The 20,038-nt window shown below is 41.4% G+C and carries 23 protein-coding genes and 1 tRNA gene; 5 read left to right on the plus strand and 19 right to left on the minus strand.

Features of this window, described 5'->3' with window-relative positions; translation table 11 throughout:
* Nucleotides 1-237 precede the first annotated feature (237 nt).
* From KFE17_04220 to KFE17_04305, 18 genes are all read right to left on the minus strand, one after another.
* Complete coding sequence (locus KFE17_04220) at nt 238-1,437, minus strand: coenzyme F420-0:L-glutamate ligase (protein QUO32963.1); 1,200 nt, start codon at nt 1,435-1,437, stop codon at nt 238-240.
* Between the two features lie 212 nt (nt 1,438-1,649).
* Nucleotides 1,650-1,722 (minus strand) — tRNA-Thr (locus tag KFE17_04225).
* 172 nt (nt 1,723-1,894) lie between these two features.
* Nucleotides 1,895-3,103: an aminotransferase class I/II-fold pyridoxal phosphate-dependent enzyme gene (locus tag KFE17_04230; protein QUO32964.1), complete on the minus strand. Its 1,209-nt coding sequence runs from the start codon at nt 3,101-3,103 to the stop codon at nt 1,895-1,897.
* A 25-nt stretch (nt 3,104-3,128) separates the two neighbouring features.
* A complete protein-coding gene (locus KFE17_04235; GenBank protein ID QUO32965.1) occupies nt 3,129-4,070 on the minus strand; it encodes a mechanosensitive ion channel in 942 nt (313 codons plus the stop codon).
* Nucleotides 4,045-4,929, minus strand: a complete 885-nt coding sequence (pgeF, locus tag KFE17_04240; GenBank protein QUO32966.1) for a peptidoglycan editing factor PgeF — start codon at nt 4,927-4,929, stop codon at nt 4,045-4,047. Before pgeF ends, KFE17_04235 begins: the two co-directional genes overlap by 26 nt.
* A gap of 20 nt (nt 4,930-4,949) precedes the next feature.
* Nucleotides 4,950-5,315, minus strand: coding sequence for a YraN family protein (locus KFE17_04245; GenBank protein QUO32967.1), 366 nt, complete (start codon nt 5,313-5,315; stop codon nt 4,950-4,952).
* A gap of 55 nt (nt 5,316-5,370) precedes the next feature.
* Entirely contained in the window at nt 5,371-6,144 is a 774-nt protein-coding gene (locus KFE17_04250) for a ribonuclease HII (GenBank protein QUO32968.1), read from the minus strand.
* Entirely contained in the window at nt 6,137-6,709 is a 573-nt protein-coding gene (gene lepB, locus KFE17_04255; protein QUO33615.1) for a signal peptidase I, read from the minus strand. The genes KFE17_04250 and lepB (KFE17_04255) overlap by 8 nt, the downstream gene beginning before the upstream one ends.
* A 62-nt stretch (nt 6,710-6,771) precedes the next feature.
* Nucleotides 6,772-7,623 carry a ribosome biogenesis GTPase YlqF gene (gene ylqF / locus KFE17_04260; protein QUO32969.1) on the minus strand — a complete coding sequence of 284 codons (852 nt, stop codon included), beginning with the start codon at nt 7,621-7,623 and terminating at the stop codon, nt 6,772-6,774.
* 26 nt (nt 7,624-7,649) lie between these two features.
* Nucleotides 7,650-8,252, minus strand: coding sequence for a signal peptidase I (gene lepB, locus KFE17_04265; protein QUO32970.1), 603 nt, complete (start codon nt 8,250-8,252; stop codon nt 7,650-7,652).
* A gap of 54 nt (nt 8,253-8,306) precedes the next feature.
* The gene (gene rplS, locus KFE17_04270; protein QUO32971.1) at nt 8,307-8,654 is read right to left on the minus strand and encodes a 50S ribosomal protein L19; all 348 of its coding nucleotides are present in this window, start codon (nt 8,652-8,654) and stop codon (nt 8,307-8,309) included.
* A 139-nt stretch (nt 8,655-8,793) separates the two neighbouring features.
* On the minus strand, nt 8,794-9,591 hold the full coding sequence (trmD, locus tag KFE17_04275) for a tRNA (guanosine(37)-N1)-methyltransferase TrmD (protein ID QUO32972.1): 798 nt from the start codon (nt 9,589-9,591) through the stop codon (nt 8,794-8,796).
* A 34-nt stretch (nt 9,592-9,625) separates the two neighbouring features.
* Nucleotides 9,626-10,135, minus strand: a complete 510-nt coding sequence (rimM, locus tag KFE17_04280; protein QUO32973.1) for a ribosome maturation factor RimM — start codon at nt 10,133-10,135, stop codon at nt 9,626-9,628.
* Nucleotides 10,136-10,208: 73 nt separating this feature from the next.
* Nucleotides 10,209-10,439: a KH domain-containing protein gene (locus tag KFE17_04285; protein QUO32974.1), complete on the minus strand. Its 231-nt coding sequence runs from the start codon at nt 10,437-10,439 to the stop codon at nt 10,209-10,211.
* A 27-nt stretch (nt 10,440-10,466) separates the two neighbouring features.
* Nucleotides 10,467-10,712: a 30S ribosomal protein S16 gene (gene rpsP, locus KFE17_04290; GenBank protein QUO32975.1), complete on the minus strand. Its 246-nt coding sequence runs from the start codon at nt 10,710-10,712 to the stop codon at nt 10,467-10,469.
* A gap of 60 nt (nt 10,713-10,772) precedes the next feature.
* Nucleotides 10,773-12,122, minus strand: a complete 1,350-nt coding sequence (gene ffh / locus KFE17_04295; protein ID QUO32976.1) for a signal recognition particle protein — start codon at nt 12,120-12,122, stop codon at nt 10,773-10,775.
* A gap of 1 nt (nt 12,123) precedes the next feature.
* Nucleotides 12,124-12,468, minus strand: a complete 345-nt coding sequence (locus KFE17_04300; GenBank protein QUO32977.1) for a YlxM family DNA-binding protein — start codon at nt 12,466-12,468, stop codon at nt 12,124-12,126.
* Nucleotides 12,469-12,564: 96 nt separating this feature from the next.
* A complete protein-coding gene (locus tag KFE17_04305; protein QUO32978.1) occupies nt 12,565-13,476 on the minus strand; it encodes a S8 family peptidase in 912 nt (303 codons plus the stop codon).
* Between the two features lie 175 nt (nt 13,477-13,651).
* On the opposite strand from KFE17_04305, the gene KFE17_04310 reads away from it, so the two are divergent.
* The 3 genes from KFE17_04310 to KFE17_04320 all read left to right on the plus strand — a co-directional run bounded on the left by KFE17_04310 (nt 13,652) and on the right by KFE17_04320 (nt 14,984).
* Entirely contained in the window at nt 13,652-13,915 is a 264-nt protein-coding gene (locus KFE17_04310; protein QUO32979.1) for a chorion class high-cysteine HCB protein 13, read from the plus strand.
* 279 nt (nt 13,916-14,194) lie between these two features.
* Entirely contained in the window at nt 14,195-14,740 is a 546-nt protein-coding gene (locus KFE17_04315) for a hypothetical protein (protein ID QUO32980.1), read from the plus strand.
* Complete coding sequence (locus KFE17_04320; GenBank protein ID QUO32981.1) at nt 14,700-14,984, plus strand: hypothetical protein; 285 nt, start codon at nt 14,700-14,702, stop codon at nt 14,982-14,984. The genes KFE17_04315 and KFE17_04320 overlap by 41 nt, the downstream gene beginning before the upstream one ends.
* Nucleotides 14,985-15,100: 116 nt before the next feature.
* Here the strand turns inward: KFE17_04320 and KFE17_04325 are convergent, their stop codons facing one another.
* Complete coding sequence (locus tag KFE17_04325; protein QUO32982.1) at nt 15,101-15,976, minus strand: patatin family protein; 876 nt, start codon at nt 15,974-15,976, stop codon at nt 15,101-15,103.
* Between the two features lie 337 nt (nt 15,977-16,313).
* On the opposite strand from KFE17_04325, the gene KFE17_04330 reads away from it, so the two are divergent.
* Together KFE17_04330 and KFE17_04335 are read left to right on the plus strand one after the other, a co-directional pair.
* The gene (locus tag KFE17_04330; protein QUO32983.1) at nt 16,314-18,026 is read left to right on the plus strand and encodes an IS1634 family transposase; all 1,713 of its coding nucleotides are present in this window, start codon (nt 16,314-16,316) and stop codon (nt 18,024-18,026) included.
* A 215-nt stretch (nt 18,027-18,241) separates the two neighbouring features.
* Nucleotides 18,242-19,873 carry an ATP-binding cassette domain-containing protein gene (locus KFE17_04335; protein ID QUO32984.1) on the plus strand — a complete coding sequence of 544 codons (1,632 nt, stop codon included), beginning with the start codon at nt 18,242-18,244 and terminating at the stop codon, nt 19,871-19,873.
* The last annotated feature ends 165 nt before the right edge of the window (nt 19,874-20,038 follow it).

Raw genomic sequence — 20,038 nt, forward strand, 5'->3', positions numbered from 1 at the left:
CCCTTTCCTGAACAGATAGTACCAATCTTTAAATATTCCTGGGATATCTGTTCCTTACAAGAGAGTATATCATATAATACAACTCCATAGTAGTCTTTATAATTATTTTGCGTTATATTTTTATTTCTGAAAAGAGTTGCAATGCTTGTTTCTTATTCTTATGAGAAAACCTTCTATCAGATATAAAAAAATGCGGAGTGAGATAAGAAAATCCCATTCCGCATTTTTACCTGCATATTATTTTGTATAATTATCAAAGTATCCCTGAATATAGATAATCGGTGTTCCTTTGTCTCCGCTTCCGGAAGTCAGGTCAGCCAGAGATCCAATCAAGTCTGTCAAACGTCTCGGTGTTGTTCCCTGTGTTTCCATAGAACCTACCAGACTTTTTGCTTTCTCATCTTTTTCCTGAATATAATTTTTAATCGCATCCTGAAGCGCTTCTCCGGACAGATCTGCAAAATTATTATCCGCAAGATATTTTAATTTTACTTCATTCGGAGTTCCTTCCAGGCCTTTTGTATAAGCAGGAGATACGACCGGATCGGCCAGTTCCCAGATTTTTCCAACCGGATCTTTAAATGCGCCGTCTCCGTATACCATAACTTCAACGCACTTTCCTGTCTTCTCGAGAAGCTGTTTCTGAATACTCTCTACAACTTCTTCACAGTGAATCGGGAATAATTTCACGGTTTCTTCTGTTGCTTTATTAGAACCAAGAAGTCCGTATTTATCATTATATCCGCTTCCGTTTATGCTTTCTGTCATAATCTCATCCAGACCATAAACTTTCTCAGCGCCATTTGCAAGCAGAATACGTTTTGTACGTTTGCGTGTATGAATATCACAAGTCAGCACGCTCTTTGTGTAGTTCAGAATCACTTTCGGATTGTTGGCAAAAATCACTTCCACCTCTGCTCCGGCTTCCTGGATCAGATTTTTGTAATAATCTACATAATCTACACCTGTAAATACATGTTTTTCATAGCCAAAGTACTCGCGATATTTCTCTTCTGTCAGAACGTCGCTCCACGGATTCACGCCGGCTTCATCCATTTTATCAAGATCAATCAGGTGGTTTCCAACCTCATCAGAAGGATAACTGAGCATCAGAACAATCTTCTTACATCCTTTTGCAATACCGCGAAGACAGATTGCAAAACGGTTACGGCTCAGAATCGGGAAGATTACTCCGACGGTATCATCTCCAAATTTTGCTTTTACATCCTGAGCAATATCATCTACATGTGCATAGTTTCCCTGTGCTCTTGCCACAACAGCTTCTGTCACAGCCACAACATCTCTGTCACGGATCTCAAATTTTTCTGACTCTGCTGCCTTTAAAACTGAATCCACAACAATATCTGCCAAACAATCTCCTTCACGAATAATCGGCGCCCGCACTCCACGTGACACTGTTCCCACCATTCTATCCATAGTTTTTTCCTCCAATGTAAAGACTTTTACTTTATCAAAACGATACTATTATAACAAGCAGAGGACTTTTTTTCAACCATATCCAGAGGACTTTTCCAGATTTTATGCCATTTTTTCAAATTCCTTCGCTGCAAATTGCGTATCATTTCAGAAAACACAGGTATTTCAAAAGCAAAAACAGCTTAAAACAATTGTTCTAAGCTGTTGTACAAAGCTGGAAATCGGACTTGAACCGACGACCCCTTCATTACGAGTGAAGTGCTCTACCGACTGAGCTATTCCAGCACATAGCACATAATCTTTTTTTAAATTCTTGTGTTTTTCCACGAATAATAGTATAGTTGAGGTTTTTCACAAAGTCAAGCGTTTTTTAGAATTAAATAAAATAGTTTTGACTTCCCCAAACAGAAGAAATCCGATTTTTCTGTTTTGGGGAAGCCTTCATTACATTTGCATACTATTCTGCGTGAAACACATATTGTTCCAATCGCTGGAACGCTTCCTGCACTCTTGAGAATGGAAGCGCCAAATTCATCCGGATTGCATATTCACCGTGGAATGGTCTGCCATCCTGCCAGCCGACACCGACGCGATGCCCTGCTTTCAAAAGTTCTCCTACATCTGTGTTATGTTCATGACACCACTGACTACAATCAAGAAAAAGCATATACGTTCCCTGCGGTTTAAATAATTCCACTCCCTGAAAATGCTCTTTAATGAAATCACAGGCATAATTCACATTTTGAGAAAGGACTTCTCTCAGTTCATCTACCCACTCCATTCCTTCTTCACAATATGCCCCGATCAGCGCATGCATGGAAAGCACATTCATAGAATTATAATGGGATTTACTGCTGCATGCTCTCACGCGATCTCTTAAATACGGATTATAAATAATGTGATAACTTCCAATCAATCCCGCCAGATTAAATGTCTTACTCGGAGCATAAAGTGCAATGACTCTGTTTCTTGCATCTTCATTAACAGACTGCAGCGGAATATGATGATTGCCATTCAAAATAATATCTGACCAGATTTCATCACAGATAACAACACAATCATTTGCACGGTAAACCTCTAACGCTTTCTCAAACTCTTCGCGTTCCCATACCCGTCCGGTCGGATTATGCGGATTACAAAATACTGCGATATGAATCTGATTTTCTTTTATCTTTCTGTCCATATCCTCGTAATCCATGCGCCACATGCCTGCTTCATCCTGTTTCAGAGGACTGGATATAATTTTATACCCTGCATTTGTAATACTTCCTGTAAAACCAATATATGTTGGACTATGTACAAGAACACTGTCCCCTGGCGCTGCAAATGCATGAAGTGCGGATACCAACCCGCCGAGTACTCCATTTTCATAACCAATACATTCTTTCGTCAGACCCGTTACATGATTGCGGCTCTCCTGCCATTGAATAATCGCCTGATAATATTCTTCTCTTGGGAAAAAATATCCAAAGGTCGGGTGCTGCACCCTTTCTGTAATGGCTTTCTGAACAGTCGGAACTGTTGCAAAATTCATATCTGCAACCCACATCGGGATAAAATCAAATCCCTCATCCGGTGTTTCATAGGCCGGAAGCACGCCAACTGCGTCCACTGCCATTGCATCTTTCCCCCGCCGATCAATCACTGATGTAAAATCATACTTCATAACTGCATCCTTCTTTCTTAAAATATTATGAATGAACATGTGATTCCCTTTCACATTCTTTCATATGCACCTTCATCTGCGGATATGGAATCTCAATTCCTTCTTTGTCAAAAGTTAATTTGATCTCTTCCAACAACTTCCATCTTACCGGCCAGTAATCATCCGTCTTAACCCATGCACGAATTCCGATCTGCACAGAAGAATCTGCAAGATCATCTACATAGATCAATACTTCATCTTCTTTCAGAATCTTCTCTTCCTGATCCAGAATCTCAGCCAGAATTCTCTTTGCCTTTCTGAGATCCGAATCATACGAAATTCCGATTTTGATTTCCAACCGTCTCATTTCCTTTGCCGTTACATTTGTCAGACTTGTATTGGCAAGTGTTCCATTTGGAATAATAATGGTTTTATTATCTACCGTTGACAGTTTTGTATAGAAAATTTGAATTTCTTTTACTGTCCCTTCATTTTTATAATTGTCTTCAATAATATAATCTCCCACCACAAACGGTTTCAAAAGCAGGATCAGTACGCCTCCTGCAAAATTAGACAAACTGCCCTGTACTGCCAGACCAATCGCCACACCTCCGGAAGCAATCAGCGCTGCAATAGATGATGATTCCACTCCAAATTTTGTTACAATGGAAAATAGCAGAATCGCATACAAAAAGAACTTCAGCAATGAATCTACAAACTGTTCCACCCCTTTATCTGCATTGGAACGCTCAAAAGATTTCCGGACAATTTTCCGAATCCATGTAATGATTTTCCTTCCAATAAAGAAAAACACAATGGCAAGAACTACCTTTAATCCAAATGTGATCAGATCCGGAATGTGATCATTCAGATATTTTTGAAAATTCATCGTTTCTTCCACAACACCTTGTGTCACTTCTGCTACAGCTTCTTTCGCGGCAGAATTATCAATGATGTCGCCATTATTCGTTAATAATATCCCTTTCATCCATGTCCTCCTTGATTGCCAGAAAAGCTCCGAGATTACCCCGACGCCCCTGTGATGCGCGATGGGAAAACAGTAGTTCACTGTTGCAGCATGTACAAACATTCGTAATCGCCATATGTTCCGGCCGGATTCCCGCTTCTGTAAATACTGCTTCATTGGCTTTCCAAAGATTTAATTGATATTTCCCATTGGATTTGCGGTAAAACAGATCACTCCACAATTCTTCCCGGAAATTTTCCCGAAACTGTCTGATGACATCTTCGCTCACTTCATAACAGCTTTGACAAATAGACGGCCCTACTGCTGCCCGAATGTCTTTTGGATCCGATCCATAACATTCCCTCATCTTTTCTACCGTAATCTTACCAATCTTGCCAACCGTTCCACGCCATCCGGAATGGGACAGTCCAATAGCTCTCTTTACCGGATCCACAAAATAAAGCGGAACGCAATCCGCATAAAATGTAGCAAGGCATACCCCCGGTTCATTCGTCACAAGACCATCCACATCTTCAAATATATTTTCTCTTACAATTCCATTCCCACAGTCTTTTTTTGTCACTTCCCGCACATTTGTTGTATGTGTCTGTTTCGAGAGTACCATCTGCTCCGGCTTTACTCCAATTGCATTTCCGATCCGTCGAAAATTTTCCTGCACAGCTGCTTCATCATCCCCTCGGGTAAAGCTTAAATTCATCGTGCCAAACATTCCTTCACTGACACCGCCTACTCTGGTAGAAAAGCCGTGCCGCACCATTTTTGTCTGTTCTAACAACGGATAAGTAAGAAAAAGGACTCCATCCTTCTCCCGCTCTTCCAATACATATGCCCCTGTGTGATATTTTAATTTTCGTTCCATTGTTCTTCCCCTTTTCGGTATTAAGCGTGATACATAAACGCATTTTCCAGATGTATAATATTCTCCCCCAGAATTCCAATGACATCAAACCGACATGCCTGTCCTGTTCCATATCCATGACACAACAAATAATAAGCCGCACTTCTGCAAATGCGTTTTTGCTTTGCAGCAGTCACTGCCTCCAACGGATGCCCCGCCGCATTCCGGCATCGGTATTTCACTTCACAAAATACCAGAACTCCGTCTTTCAATGCAATAATATCAATCTCACCGCTGCGGCATCGGAAATTATATACAAGAATCTGGTACCCTCTATTCTCCAGATAGTTTCCGGCAACCTTCTCATATATATCTCCAATTCGTCTCTTTTTCTCCGACGCTGTCATCTTTTTCTTATTTCTTAATTCAATAAATGTGTTCTCTTTCCTTTGGCTTTCTTTTCTACACAAAATTCTTAATAAACGACGCCCGGTGAATCGGTGTTGGACCAAGCTCTTTTAACGCCTGAATATGTTCCTTTGAACCATATCCTTTATTATCCGCAAATCCATAACCCGGAAGCACCTTTTCATACGCTTCCATCAGTCTGTCTCTTGTTACTTTAGCAACGATGCTGGCTGCTGCAATCGAAATACTCTTGGCGTCTCCTTTGATGATCGGCACTTGCGGGATCTCTATCTGCGGAATGGTAACCGCATCATTCAAAAGCAGCTGCGGTTTGACAGATAATTGACTGACTGCTTCACGCATTGCCTCATAAGTTGCCTGCAAAATGTTAATCTCATCAATTCTTGCAGGAGATGCCATGCCGATTCCAACCGCCACCGCTTCTTTCATAATGATCTCATATAATTCTTCCCGCTTCCCGGCAGACAGCTTTTTCGAATCATTGATATACAAAATGTGGCAGTCCTTTGGAAGAATGACCGCCCCTGCCACGACCGGACCTGCCAATGGACCGCGTCCGACTTCATCAATTCCGCAGATCCATCCAACATGTTCATATTGACGCTCATAGCATTTCATTGCCTCCGTGCGTTCTTCTTCTGCCAAAAGTTTCTCTTCTTCGCGAAGATACCTGTGAAGCAAGTTCTTTACACCGCTTCTTTCATCTGATGCGTATAGCGTCTGAAGCTTTTTCCGTTCTTCCCTCTCAGCGGTTTCGAATTCTTTTTTGATCTCCGCAATACTCTTAGTTCCGGCTTTTTTACTCATGACGTATTACTCCTATCTGATCCAATGGCCAGATGCGTACCCATGCACGTCCGATCAGCTCATCTCTGTGAAGCACTCCCACATTGGGATCTCTGCTGTCTGAGCTGTGATTCCGGTTGTCTCCAAGCACAAAATACTCATCTTCCCCAAGAGTAATCGGCTCTGACGCAATTCCGGCATCTTCCATCACTTCCGCACCATAGATTTCATCTTTGCGCAGTTCACCATTAATATACACATAACCATTCATAACCTGTACCGTCTCACCCGGAAGACCTATAATCCTCTTAATATAAAAAGTATCCTCCTGATAGCGGTACGGAAACACAATAATATCATAGCGCTTCGGATCTGTAAATCGATATGAAATTTTATCCACGATCAGATTGTCCCCATCATGCAATGTCGGCTGCATAGACGGACCGCTGATGTAAGTTCTCTGACCAACATAAGTATTGATCAAAAATGTCAGGCCGATCAGTATCACAAAAAATACAACCCAGTCCAGCACTTCTTTTAGAATTCCACGTCTGTCTCTTTGGTTATTCTCTTCCTGATTCTCCACGTTTGCCAATTTCTTCACCTGCTTTTCTTCCCACTATTTCTGCTTTACAAATCACTTTCAGTTTACTCATAATCTTCCGGAAATTCAAGTGTAATCTTGCCAAGACGACCGTTACGGAAATCATCCACCACCATCATAGCTGCTTTTGCCGTATCCAGTTCACTTCCGCGCAGCAGACAATGTTTGCTTTCGGCAATCCGGCTCAGACAGGCATACACGTCCGATGTTTCTTCCATATCATATTTTTCTGACAGTGTCCCCTGATAGTGCTCCGTCATAAAGCGGATTATCTCACCTGCCAGCTCTTCTGTATTTAAAATTTCATCCTTAATGGAACCAATCATTGCAAGCTTTAGCCCAACAGACTGGTCTTCAAATTTCGGCCACAAAATTCCCGGTGTATCTAACAGTTCCACGTTTTTATTCAGACGGATCCACTGTTTTCCCTTTGTCACGCCAGGTTTATTTCCGGTCTTAGCGCAGGCTTTTCCTGCAAGTGCATTGATGAATGTGGATTTTCCCACATTCGGAATCCCAACAACCATTGCGCGTACCGGACGATTTAAAATTCCTCTTTTACGGTCACGTTCGATTTTTTCCCGGCAAGCCTCCTGGATAACACCCTGGATAGATTTGATGCCTCCGCCCTTTTTCGAATTGACTTTTACCACAGAATAGCCCTTTCCTTTAAAATATTCTGCCCAGAGTTCATTTTGCCGATCCTCTGCCAGATCTGATTTATTCAAAAGAATCAGCCTTGCTTTCTGTTTGCCAAGTTCATCAATGTCAGGATTCCTGCTGCTCATAGGAATTCTGGCATCTACAAGCTCAATGACCAGATCAATTAATTTTATATTTTCCTGCATCATACGTTTTGCTTTTGTCATATGACCAGGATACCACTGAAAATGCATTTTTGTCTCCTCCGTTTCTTTTTGCGTTATTTACTTTTTATAAATCCAAAATGTTCTTTCGGACCGATAATAAACCAGGCCCGTCCTTCCAGATACTCTTTTTTAACAAAACCGATGTCTGCATTGCGACTGTCCTCACTGCTCAGGCGATTATCTCCCAGTACAAAATATTCATTCTTCCCAAGGGTTACTTCTTCTGCTGCAATCCCGGCATCCTCCAATGCTGTTGTCTCATAGGATTCAGAAAGCTTTTCTCCGTTGATCAGAATTTCTCCGTCCAATATCTGAATCCGCTCCCCCGGCAGCCCAATCACACGCTTAATATAATCATGGGAATTTTCATTTCCATTTGGCTTGAAAACAACAATCTCGCCGCGCTTTGGATTCTTTGCATCATAAATAATTCTATTTACCAGTACAATATCACCATTATGTAATATCGGCTTCATAGAATCTCCCACTGTACTGATCCGCTGACCAAAATACCACACGAGTACAAATGCAAACAGACATACAACAAATATCTGAAACGCCCACACCGATGCCGTCTTAAAATCCCGAACAAAGCGCCGGCGCCTTTTTCTGATTTTTTCTAATGATAATTTCCTCATAGGTATTTTCCTCTTCATATGACCAAAAAAGGACAAGTACCCATTCGTATTTGTCCTTTTTTAACGCTGTTATTATTTTACTAATTCTTTTACTTTTGCTCTCTTACCAACGCGTCCTCTTAAGTAGTTCAGTTTTGCTCTTCTGACTTTACCTCTTCTGATTACTTCTACTTTTTCAACGTTTGGAGAGTGTAACGGCCAAGTCTTTTCTACACCGATTCCGTTAGAGTTCTTTCTAACTGTGAATGTAGCTCTTGTGCTTCCACCCTGTTTCTTAAGAACTGTACCTTCGAAAACCTGAATTCTTTCGCGGTTTCCCTCTTTGATCTTAGCGTATACTTTTACAGTATCACCTACGTTAAATGCCGGTACTTCAGCTTTTAACTGTTCAGCTTCAATGCTTCTAATAATATCGTTCATTGTGCGACCTCCTTATTATTTGGACGTTCTTAATACATGATTTGTATCAGAGGACCATCTCTATCTTCTCACAACATGAGTATACTACCATAGTTTCATCTGATTTGCAAGAACTTTTCTACAGTTTTCTGCATCTTTCTTACTCTTCTGAAAGTTTTTCCAGAAATTCCTGTTCTTTTTTCGTAAGCACTGCCTTTTCTAACAGATCCGGTCTGCGCTCTTTCGTTCGGAGAATTGACTGTTCCCTTCTCCACGCTTCGATATTTTTATGATGTCCGGAAAGCAGTACCGGCGGAACCTGTTTCCCATGCCAGATTTCCGGTCTGGAATACTGCGGATACTCCAAAAGGCTGTCCTGAAAGCTTTCAAATTCCGCCGACACATCATTGTGCAGCACGCCGGGAACGAGACGTGAAATCGCATCGATCATTACCATTGCCGGCAATTCTCCGCCCGTCAGCACATAATCTCCGATGGAAACATAGTCTGTTACAATCTCTTCCAGTACACGTTCATCAATCCCTTCATAATGTCCGCATAAAAGGACAAGATCTTCTTCCTTAGCCAGATCTTCTGCCATTTTCTGTGAAAATGTGTCTCCCTGCGGTGAAAGATACACCACCCGCAGTTTTTTCTCCGCTCTTTCTGCGCTGCCTATCTCCTGCCCTTCCTGCTCTGCGCTGTTTTCACATCTTCTTGCATTAATTTTCTCTTCTACCGCCTGATATGCCAGATAGACCGGTTCTGCCTGCATCAGCATCCCGGCTCCTCCGCCATATGGATAATCATCAACACTGTGATGCTTATTAAACGCATAATCACGGATATTTACCGCTTCAATTGACAGCAGTCCTTTTGCCTTTGCCCGTCCGATAATGCTCGTCTCAAGTCCATTCATAACCATATCCGGAAATAGTGTTAATATATGAAAGTTCATCTGTCTTCCTGCCTCTTTTATCTATTTTTCTAAATTAGGAAAGCAAACCATCCATCAGATGGATCGTCATTTTCATCGCTTCCACATCCACATCCAGAATACACTCTTTGATTGCCGGAAGCAAAACTTCTTTTCCATCTTCTGTCTCTACAATATACACATCATTTGCCCCGGTTTCCATTACGTCTTTTAGCACACCGAATGCTGCACCATCTTCTGTATTTACCTGCATACCAATGATGTCTGCAATATAATATTCATCTTCCTCAAGCGCTACTGCATCTTCGCGATTTACAAGAAGGCTCTTTCCTTTATACTTTTCAATTTCATTAATATTATCAATTCCTTTAAATTTCACGATAACAAACTGTTTAAAAAACTTCACTCCCTGGATCTCCAGCGGAATCTGCTCCCGCCCTGTATCCAATGTAACCTTTTTCAACAGTTTAAATCTGGCCGGATCATCTGTTGTCGGAAATACTTTGACCTCTCCCCGGATTCCATGTGTAGAGGAAATCACCCCTACCTGCAGCATTTTCTCCATAATCTCTCCTTATATCTGACTGACAAAAAAGGACATCTCAAAACGCTTCTGTTTTGAGACATCCCTTCTATATTTATTGAAGGATGTCTACGACAACCTTCTGATCATCTTTTGCAGCTGCTGCTTTCACAACTGAACGGATTGCCTTTGCAATACGTCCCTGCTTACCGATAACCTTACCCATATCTCCGTCAGCAACATGCAGTTCAATCACTGTTGTTTTGCCTTCAGTTTTCTCAGTAACCTGTACGCTGGCAGGATCATCTACCAGTGCTTTTGCGATTACTTCTACTAATTCTTTCATGTCGCCTTACCTCCGTGAAGCACTGAATTATTTTTCAATACCAGCTGCTTTAAAGATTTTGCCGACTACCTCTGTTGGCTGAGCGCCATTGTTTAACCATTTTTTAGCTGCTTCTTCATTTACTTTGAATTCGCTTGGGTTCTTTGTTGGATCGTAAGTTCCGATTTCTTCGATGAATCTACCATCTCTCGGAGCTCTTCCGTCAGCAACAACGATTCTATAGAAAGGAGCTTTTTTCTGTCCCATTCTTTTTAATCTGATTTTTACTGCCATTGTTTTCACCTCCCTGAAAATGCTATCTATGACCAAGTATGTGGATTCACATCTAAGTCCTTAAAAAGGTAATTTGAATTTCCCCTTTTTACCAAATTTACCACCCATCATGCCCGGAAGCTGTTTCATCATCTTTCTTGATTGTTCAAACTGCTTCACCATGCGGTTCACATCTGCAATATTAACTCCTGCTCCCTGTGCGATCCGATGTTTTCTTGATGGATTCAATATTTCCGGATTCCGTCTTTCTTTCGGTGTCATGGAAAGAATCATAGCCTCCATCTGTGCCATCTTCTTCTGACCTTCCTCTGAATCAATCTGATTTAACTGACTTGCATTCAGTCCCGGCATCATGCCAAGAATACTGGAAAGACCGCCCATCTTCTTCATCTGCTTCATGCTCTCGAGATAATCATCGAAATCAAACTGAGCTTTCTTGATCTTCTGAGACATTTCTTTTGCTTTGTCTTCATCAATCTCTGCGCCAACTTTCTCAATCAATGTCAGCACATCGCCCATACCAAGGATTCTCGATGCCATTCTGTCCGGATAAAACTGTTCCAGATCAGAAAGCTTCTCTCCCATACCGACATACAGAATCGGCTGCCCGGTTACAGCTCTAATGGAAAGCGCTGCACCGCCTCTCGTATCGCCATCAAGCTTTGTCAAAATTACGCCGTCAAGTCCAATCTTCTCATTGAAGCTCTGAGCTACATTAACTGCATCCTGACCAGTCATAGCATCTACAACGAGAATTGTCTGATGAACTTCAACGCTCTCTTTGATCTCCTGAAGCTCTGCCATCATATCCTCATCTACATGAAGACGTCCGGCTGTATCAAGGATCACAAGATTATTGCCATTCTTTGCTGCGTGTTCCAACGCAGCCTTTGCAATATTGGCCGGCTTATGGTTCTCACCCATACTAAAGACTTCCACGCCTTGCTTCTCGCCATTGATCTGAAGCTGTTTGATTGCTGCCGGTCGATATACATCACAGGCAACAAGAAGTGGCTTCTTACCCTTTAACTTAAACTTCCCGGCGAGCTTTGCCGTTGTTGTCGTCTTACCTGCTCCCTGAAGACCAGCCATCATAATTACCGTAGTTGCTTTCCCCGGTTGAAGCGTAATCTCCGTTGTCTCTGAGCCCATCAGCTTGACCATCTCTTCATTTACAATCTTGATGACCATCTGTCCCGGATTCAGTCCGTTCATCACGTCCTGTCCGACTGCACGTTCCTGTACATCCTTTACAAACTTCTTAACAACTTTGAAGTTTACATCCGCCTCGAGCAGAGCCATTTTCACTTCACGAAGCGCTGTCTTTACATCATCCTCTGTAAGCCGTCCTTTGCTTCTTAAATTTTTAAATACATTTTGAAGTTTCTCAGTTAAGCTGTCAAATGCCATTCTATAACTCCTCTATAATCTCTGCGGAAATCTCGCGGATCCCTTTCAGAACCTGCTGTGTATTCACTGCGTCACATGACTCCAGAAGACAGTCAATCTGACCTATCTTCTCCCGTATGGAAAGAAACTTCTCGACAAGATGAAGCTTCTCTTCATAACTTTCCAGCGTCTTATTGCAGCGTTTGATCAGATCATGTACGCCCTGTCTGCTGATTCCCTCTGCCTCTGCGATCTCGCCAAGCGAAAGATCATCCAGCACAAACTGTTCATAGATTTCTTTCTGATGTTCTGTTAAAAGTTCTCCATAGAAGTCATATAACAATGTCTGTTCCAGGATTTCGTTCATTTCTCATCACCTCTGGTATCATATAACAAAAAAGCACAGGTGTCAAGTGTTTTTTCTTGACACCTGTAATTTTTTTTATTTGTCCACTTTCGCTTTCTATTGTAACAGTTCCTTTATCTGCACCAGCCCCCATCCTTGCTGGTTTCCCGGAAGCCCCAAATTTTTGCAGCTTTCTCTGAATTTCAGTTTTACTTCCACATTGGTCATTTGTGGGTATTTCGATAAAAGCAAAGCAGCTGCTCCTGACACGATCGGCGTTGCCATCGATGTTCCGCTCTTCTCTATATATGGTTTCGCTCCCCATTTTCGAAAACCCGCATTACAGGAACAGATATTGGATCCGGGCGCAACCAATTCCGGCTTTAGAACACATTCTTCTGTCGGACCTCTTCCGGAATAATTACAACATAATTTCCCCTGTACTTCTGTTCCGGTCTCATCATCAGAAGCTCCTACGGTAATAATCTTCTTACAACACCCCGGCGCCGTCACTGTTCCGCAATGCGGTCCATAATTGCCTGCTGCTGCCACAACAACAATCCCGGCATCCCAAAGTGTCTCCACCGCTTCCAGAAGCCGTTTCTGGGACCGTTTATCACTTCCCGGCTGTGACCCGACAGAAATATTCACAATACGGATCTGATAAATATCTTTAAATCGTAAAATCCATCGGATTCCCCTAATGACCGCATCTACTGTGCCGTGCCCGCGACGGTCAAGTACTTTCAAAACAATGAATCTGCAGCCCGGCGCAATGCCGCAGAGCTTCCCTCCTGACATTCGTCCATCGCCTCCGATAATTCCACATACATGGGTACCGTGACCACAGTCATCATATGCCCCCACTCTTCCCGCTATCATATCCTGAAAACTCAAAATCCGCCCTTCAAAATCCGGATGGAAAGCGATCCCGCTATCCAACACTGCTACTGTAATTTTACCGCCAAGGCATCTCCCGGAAGCCGTATCTTCACACCAGTAATGAATCCGTTCTTTTACTCTCTGCATAAAAAATTCCTTTTCTATTATCATATGGAAAAAGAATTTTTTGCGCTCTTCTCCTCTTACATGATACTTTTCGGCTTCACAAAATATTTTTATAAAATTTTATATTTTAAGGAAACATGGGCAAGCCATCCTTCATAAGATAAAGTGTAAACAAACAAAACATGGAGGTTCTTTTATGAGCGATTTAACTGCAACAAACTGTGGATGTGGATGCGAAGGAACAACAACAAACAACAGCTGCAACATTATCTGGACATTACTTCTTCTTTCCTGCTTATGCGGCAACGGCGGCGGATGCGGCGGTTGGGGAAATGGCTGCGGTAACGGATGTGGTAACGGTTTTGGAAATGACAGCTGCACATGGATTATTTTACTTCTCTTATTCTGTGGCAACGGATTCGGATGCGGCAATAACTGCGGCAATGGATGCGGATGCTAACAACCATTTCCAAAGAATCATCTCTAACGGGGGCTGCTTCAGCAGCTCCCTTCTTTTATGGCTTTCTGTATTTTTCTGGCTCGTTCTTTTTCTTCTCCTCTTTTTCTTTCAATTTTTTTGTTAGCATACAGTCCTCATCGATTTCATAGACTGCATTTCCGTCAATGATTAATTTGCGCTTCATACGATAACTCCTCTTCTTTTTTATTATAATATGAGGATTTCATATTTTCGCTTTCTTATACATATATATGGATATTGTAAGACAGAGGAGGTACTATGGAACAGAAAAAAACAATCCCAATGACACCTTTTGACAGTTTAATTTCCAGTGAACATCTTCAGATGATGAAATTGATGCTTCCATATATGCCGCCAGGAACACAGAAGTTTTTTGCTTTCTACATCAAATTTTTAGAGCTCCGGCATACGATGCAGTTTTTTCAAAATTTTCACACAGATTACATTGATCTTGGACTATCCAAAAGTCCGCCTTCCCCTTTTGATCTGTTTCGTGATATTCAGCCTTATATGAATCCAAAAGATTCCGAATCACTGTCGCAGCTTCTTCATTTAATGGAAATGCTAAAAACAATGCAGGCAATGTCAGACACTCAAACTCCGGACAGCTCTCCGCTCTCCATGATGATGGGAATGCTTTCCCCGGAACAGCAATCTGCCTTTGCCGCTTACAGCGATCTTTTTTCTAATCTGGAAGCGCAGGAAGAAACGAATGCCTCCCCGTCCGAACCACCTACTTCACCTTCGAAAGGAGATCAAAGAAATGAATCAGAATGCATGGATGAAACACCCGGCACTTGCTAATATGGATCCGCTCAAACTTGAACTCATTCGCACAGCAGCCGCACAGACATCCGGAAAAAGCGGAAAAGATCTTGCTCCAATCCTTCTTGCCCTGATTACCAGTGCACAGAAAAAAGGAATCCGTTTTTCTCAGGAAGAGATTTCTCTTATTTTAGATTTACTAAAAGAAGGGAAAACAAAAAAGGAACAGCAACAGATTGACCAGACAGTTCAGACTGCGAAACAGCTTCTGAACCGTCATTAAAACTTTTCAACAGGCTTCTGCAAAAATAATTACAGGACAGGAATTTCACATCTGTTTTTGAATTCCTGTCCTGTATGATTTACCGATTCTCCTACAACAATCTCGATACTCTCTTTTTATTCTGCTTTCGTATGTCCCAGGAATTCCAGCAGCGCCCCATAACGCTCCTTCATCTGCTCATATCCCTGTTCATAAAATGCCTGCAGTTTTTCCATATCTTTCTCAAGTCTCCCAACCGTCGGACCTTCCGGACGAATGACAAAGATCTTTCCTTCCGCCTCAAGACGGTCAAGTCTTTCTGCCATTCGGTTATATTCCCGATAGCGATTCAAAATTGTCTCCACAAGCTTTGGATATTTTTTCTGATATGCTCTCCGATAAATTCTTGCCTGCGCTACACTGACCGGTTTCTTTCGATAACCGGCTGGTCTTGTCAGAACAACAATCATCTTCTTATTTCCATACTCAATTGCACGCTTCAACGGTACAGAGGAAGCCAGCCCTCCATCTAAATACGGCTGGTCATCAATCCGTACAATCGGCGCTAACAGAGGAATACTGCTGGAAGCCCGGCAGATTTTCATAAGCCGTTCTTTATCTCCGTGATTTTCCGTCAGAAATTCTGCTTTTCCTGTCTCACAATTTGTCACAACAAGTTCGCACTGTATCTCTGATTGAAAAAATGTATCAAAGTCAAACGGAAAATCTTCTAATGGAAACCGGTGAAAAATCTTCTCCATATCAAGAAGCGTATGCTCTTTTACAACTGTTTTAATACCTGCATAATATCTGTATTTTCTTTCGGTCTGCATCATACACTCTTTTGTTCGTCCAGCCTGCCCTGAAACAAAGTCAAGGGCGTTGCATGCCCCTGCTGAAACTCCGATTACATGGGACGGCACAAAATTCTGTTCTGTCAAATAATCCAGCACTCCTGCTGTGAATACTCCTCGCTTTGCTCCGCCTTCTAATACCAGTGTTGCTTTTTCCATGAAAACTCCTCCCATGTTCTTTTTATTCTCTTATTATATACCCTTTTTTCCATCCTTCAACCAAAAAAACATAAAATTTTTAAAACCCTTCTGCAAAAACCCCCTCTCTCCTTGCAAAACGCCTTGCCAGTATGTTAGAATACACCCGTATGTGTATGAATTGATTTAGACCCGTCTTTGGGAGTTAGCACTATAATATTTGGGAGTTTATTCCGTTTTGGAACAGCCACAGTCAGCATAAATGCTGGCTTTTTTTGTTTTTTAAAAACTTGACAAAAAACTTTTTTGATAATTGAATATATAGTGCTATAGTGTTATAATATAAGAGGGTGATTTTATGGCGTATTTTTTAAAGAAAACAAAAAACAAAAAAGGGATTTATCTTCAAATCTATGAAAGCTATTACGATCCGGAGCGTAAAGGTGGCGCACATCGTTCTTATAAACCGATTGGCTATGTCCACGAACTTCAGGCAAACGGCATTGAAGATCCGATTGCTGTTTTCGGTGAAGAGGTACAAAAACTCAATCAGGAATATAAAAAGAAAAAACAGACTGAAAAAGAACGGAAGATATCAGAAGAATCTCCGGAAAAACTCCTTGGCTACTTCCCTTTAAAGAATCTCAACGATTCTCTGGGATGTAAAAAATATATTGATCTTATGCAGACAGCAACACATTTCCGATTCAATATTTTTGATATGATGTCAGATCTTATTTATGCAAGAGTGGTGCATCCCTGTTCAAAGCTGAAAACGTATTGGGAGGTGATTCCCAAACTGTTTGGAACACATGCTTTCTCCCTCGACCAGATTTATTCCGGCCTTGAATACATTGGTTCTGAATACGAAAAGGTGATTGAGATTTTCAACCATCAAGTAGCTTTGAAATATCCATTTGATACTTCTCACTCCTATTTCGACTGCACGAACTTCTATTTCGAGATTGATAAAGAGGATCATTTCAGATTAAAAGGTCCTTCAAAAGAAAATAAAAAGGAACCGATTGTTGGTATGGGACTTCTTCTTGATGCAAACCAGATCCCAATCGGCATGAAGATGTATCCGGGAAATGAAAGCGAAAAACCTGTAATACGGGAAATCATAGATGAATTAAAGCAGCGAAGCCACATATCCGGCAGGACGATCCAAGTGGCAGATAAAGGACTGAACTGCTTCAACAACATCCTTCATGCCCTGAAAGCAGGAGACGGATATATTTTCTCAAAATCTGTAAAAACGCTTCCCGAAACAGAAAAAACATGGGTACTTCTTGAAAATGATTATGTAGATGTTAAAACTAAAAAAGGCGAAGTCCTTTACCGTATCAAAGAGTGTGTGGATGATTTTTCTTATTCCTATACGGATAACGCCGGACACCGGAAAACGCTGAAGCTTACAGAAAAGCGTATTGTGACATTTAACCCGAAGCTTGCCGAAAAACAAAAATATGAAATTAACCGACAGGTAGAAAAAGCAAAAAATCTCAGGGCATGTGAAGCAAAGAAATCGGAATACGGAGACAGTTCCAAGTATGTTACCTTTATTTCTACTGATAAGAAAGGGACAAAAACGGCTGGAAAAGTCAAGGTCGAGATAAATGAAAAGGCAATAGAAAACGCAAAGAAACTGGCAGGATATAACATGATTATAACTTCTGAAATCCATATGAGCGCTTCTGAAATCTACGCTTCATACCACAACCTCTGGCGGATCGAGGAATCCTTCCGTATCATGAAATCTCAGCTTGATGCCAGACCAGCTTATATGCAGAAACAAGAAACCATCACAGGGCACTTCCTCATCTGTTATCTTGCCGTGTTATTAACAAGGCTTTTACAGATACATGTATTAAAAGACGAATATGGAACGGAAGAGATTTTTGATTTTATACATGATTTTAGAGTTGCCAAAATCTCTGACCGAAAATATATAAACCTAGCCAGAAGTTCCTCTTTCATTAAGGAGTTATCTTCCAAGACAGGATTGCCTCTTACCTCTTATTTCCTTGGAAACGAAGACATAAATAAAATGCTAAGCCATAGGTTTTAATCCGTGGCTTAGCACTACTTTTTTAACTTAACTCCGAAAGACAGGTATTATATACCCTTTTTTCCATCCTTCAACCAAAAAAACATAAAATTTTTAAAACCCTTCTGCAAAAACCCCCTCTCTCCTTGCAAAACGCCTTGCCAGTATGTTAGAATACACCCGTATGTGTATGAATTGATTTAGATAATCTGAGTTATGAAAGGAGATATATCAATATGATTAGTGCAAATAATATCACTTTACGAGTTGGTAAAAAAGCGCTTTTTGAAGATGTAAATATTAAATTTACCGAAGGAAACTGCTATGGATTGATTGGTGCCAATGGCGCCGGTAAGTCTACATTTCTGAAGATTCTCTCAGGACAATTAGAACCGACAAGCGGAACTGTTACAATCAGTCCGGGAGAAAGACTTTCTTTCCTTCAGCAGGACCATTTTAAATACGATGAATTTATGGTGTTGGATACCGTTATTATGGGGAATGCACGTCTTTATGAAATTATGAAAGAAAAAGAAGTGCTATATGCCAAAGAAGACTTTACAGAAGAAGACGGTATCAAAGCCAGCGAATTAGAAGGCGAATTTGCCTCCATGAATGGTTGGGAAGCCGAAGCTGACGCCGCTTCTTTGCTCAACGGACTTGGCATCGAAACAGAGCTTCATTACAAGTATCTGAAAGACCTGACAGGACCTGAGAAGGTAAAAGTACTCCTTGCCCAGGCTCTTTTCGGCAACCCGGATATCCTGCTTTTGGACGAGCCGACAAACCATCTTGACTTAGATGCTATTGCATGGCTGGAGGAATTCCTGATTAACTTTGACAACACCGTCATCGTTGTGTCTCATGACCGCTATTTCCTTAATAAAGTTTGTACGCAAACTGCAGACATTGACTACGGTAAAATCCAGCTGTTTGCCGGAAACTACGACTTCTGGTATGAATCCAGTCAGCTTCTTATCCGCCAGATGAAGGAAGCAAATAAAAAGAAAGAAGAAAAGATTAAAGAACTACAGGACTTCATTTCCCGTTTCTCTGCCAATGCTTCAAAATCCAAACAGGCAACTTCAAGAAAACGTGCATTGGAGAAAATCCAGTTAGATGAAATCCGTCCGTCCAGCCGTAAGTATCCTTATATTGATTTCAAGCCAAACCGTGAAATTGGTAATGAAGTTCTGACCGTAGAAGGTCTGTCCAAGACAATTGATGGCGAAAAGGTTCTGGACAATCTCTCTTTCACAATCGGTCGTGAAGACAAAGTAGCATTTGTAGGAAGTAACGAGCTTGCGAAAACAACACTGTTCCGTATTCTTACAGGAGAAATCGAACCAGATGAAGGAACTTACAAATGGGGTGTCACAACTTCCCAGGCATACTTCCCGAAAGACAGTACAAAAGAATTTGACAACGATTATACGATTGCTGACTGGCTTATGCAATATTCTGATGAAAAAGATGTGACATACGTTCGTGGCTTCCTGGGAAGAATGCTTTTTGCCGGGGAAGACGGCGTGAAAAAAGTAAAAGTCCTTTCCGGTGGTGAAAAAGTTCGCTGTCTCTTATCAAAAATGATGATCTCCGGTGCAAATATTCTAATTCTGGATGAGCCGACAAACCATCTGGATATGGAATCTATTACCGCGCTGAACAACGGATTGATCAAATTCCCGGGCGTCATTCTTTTTGCTTCTCATGACCACCAGGTTGTCCAGACAACTGCCAACCGTATCATGGAAATTATGCCAGGCGGTAAGCTCATCGATAAGATGACGACTTATGATGAATATCTTGAAAGCGATGAAATGGCAAGAAAGCGCCAGACCTATTCTCTGACCGAAGAAGACAATTAATTCTATTTCTGCTGTTACAGGCAGCTAATACATCAACAATTTCAAAAAAGGGGCTGTCGGTTAATACCGATTTTTAGGCTCTAAATCTCAAAATACGAATCTCCTTTAGAAATCAGTGTTTTTCGCACCTGATCTTCTATGAGAGATTCGTATTTTGTCTTTTTC

The organism is Faecalicatena sp. Marseille-Q4148, from assembly GCA_018228665.1.
Taxonomy (GTDB): Bacteria; Bacillota; Clostridia; order Lachnospirales; family Lachnospiraceae; genus UBA9414.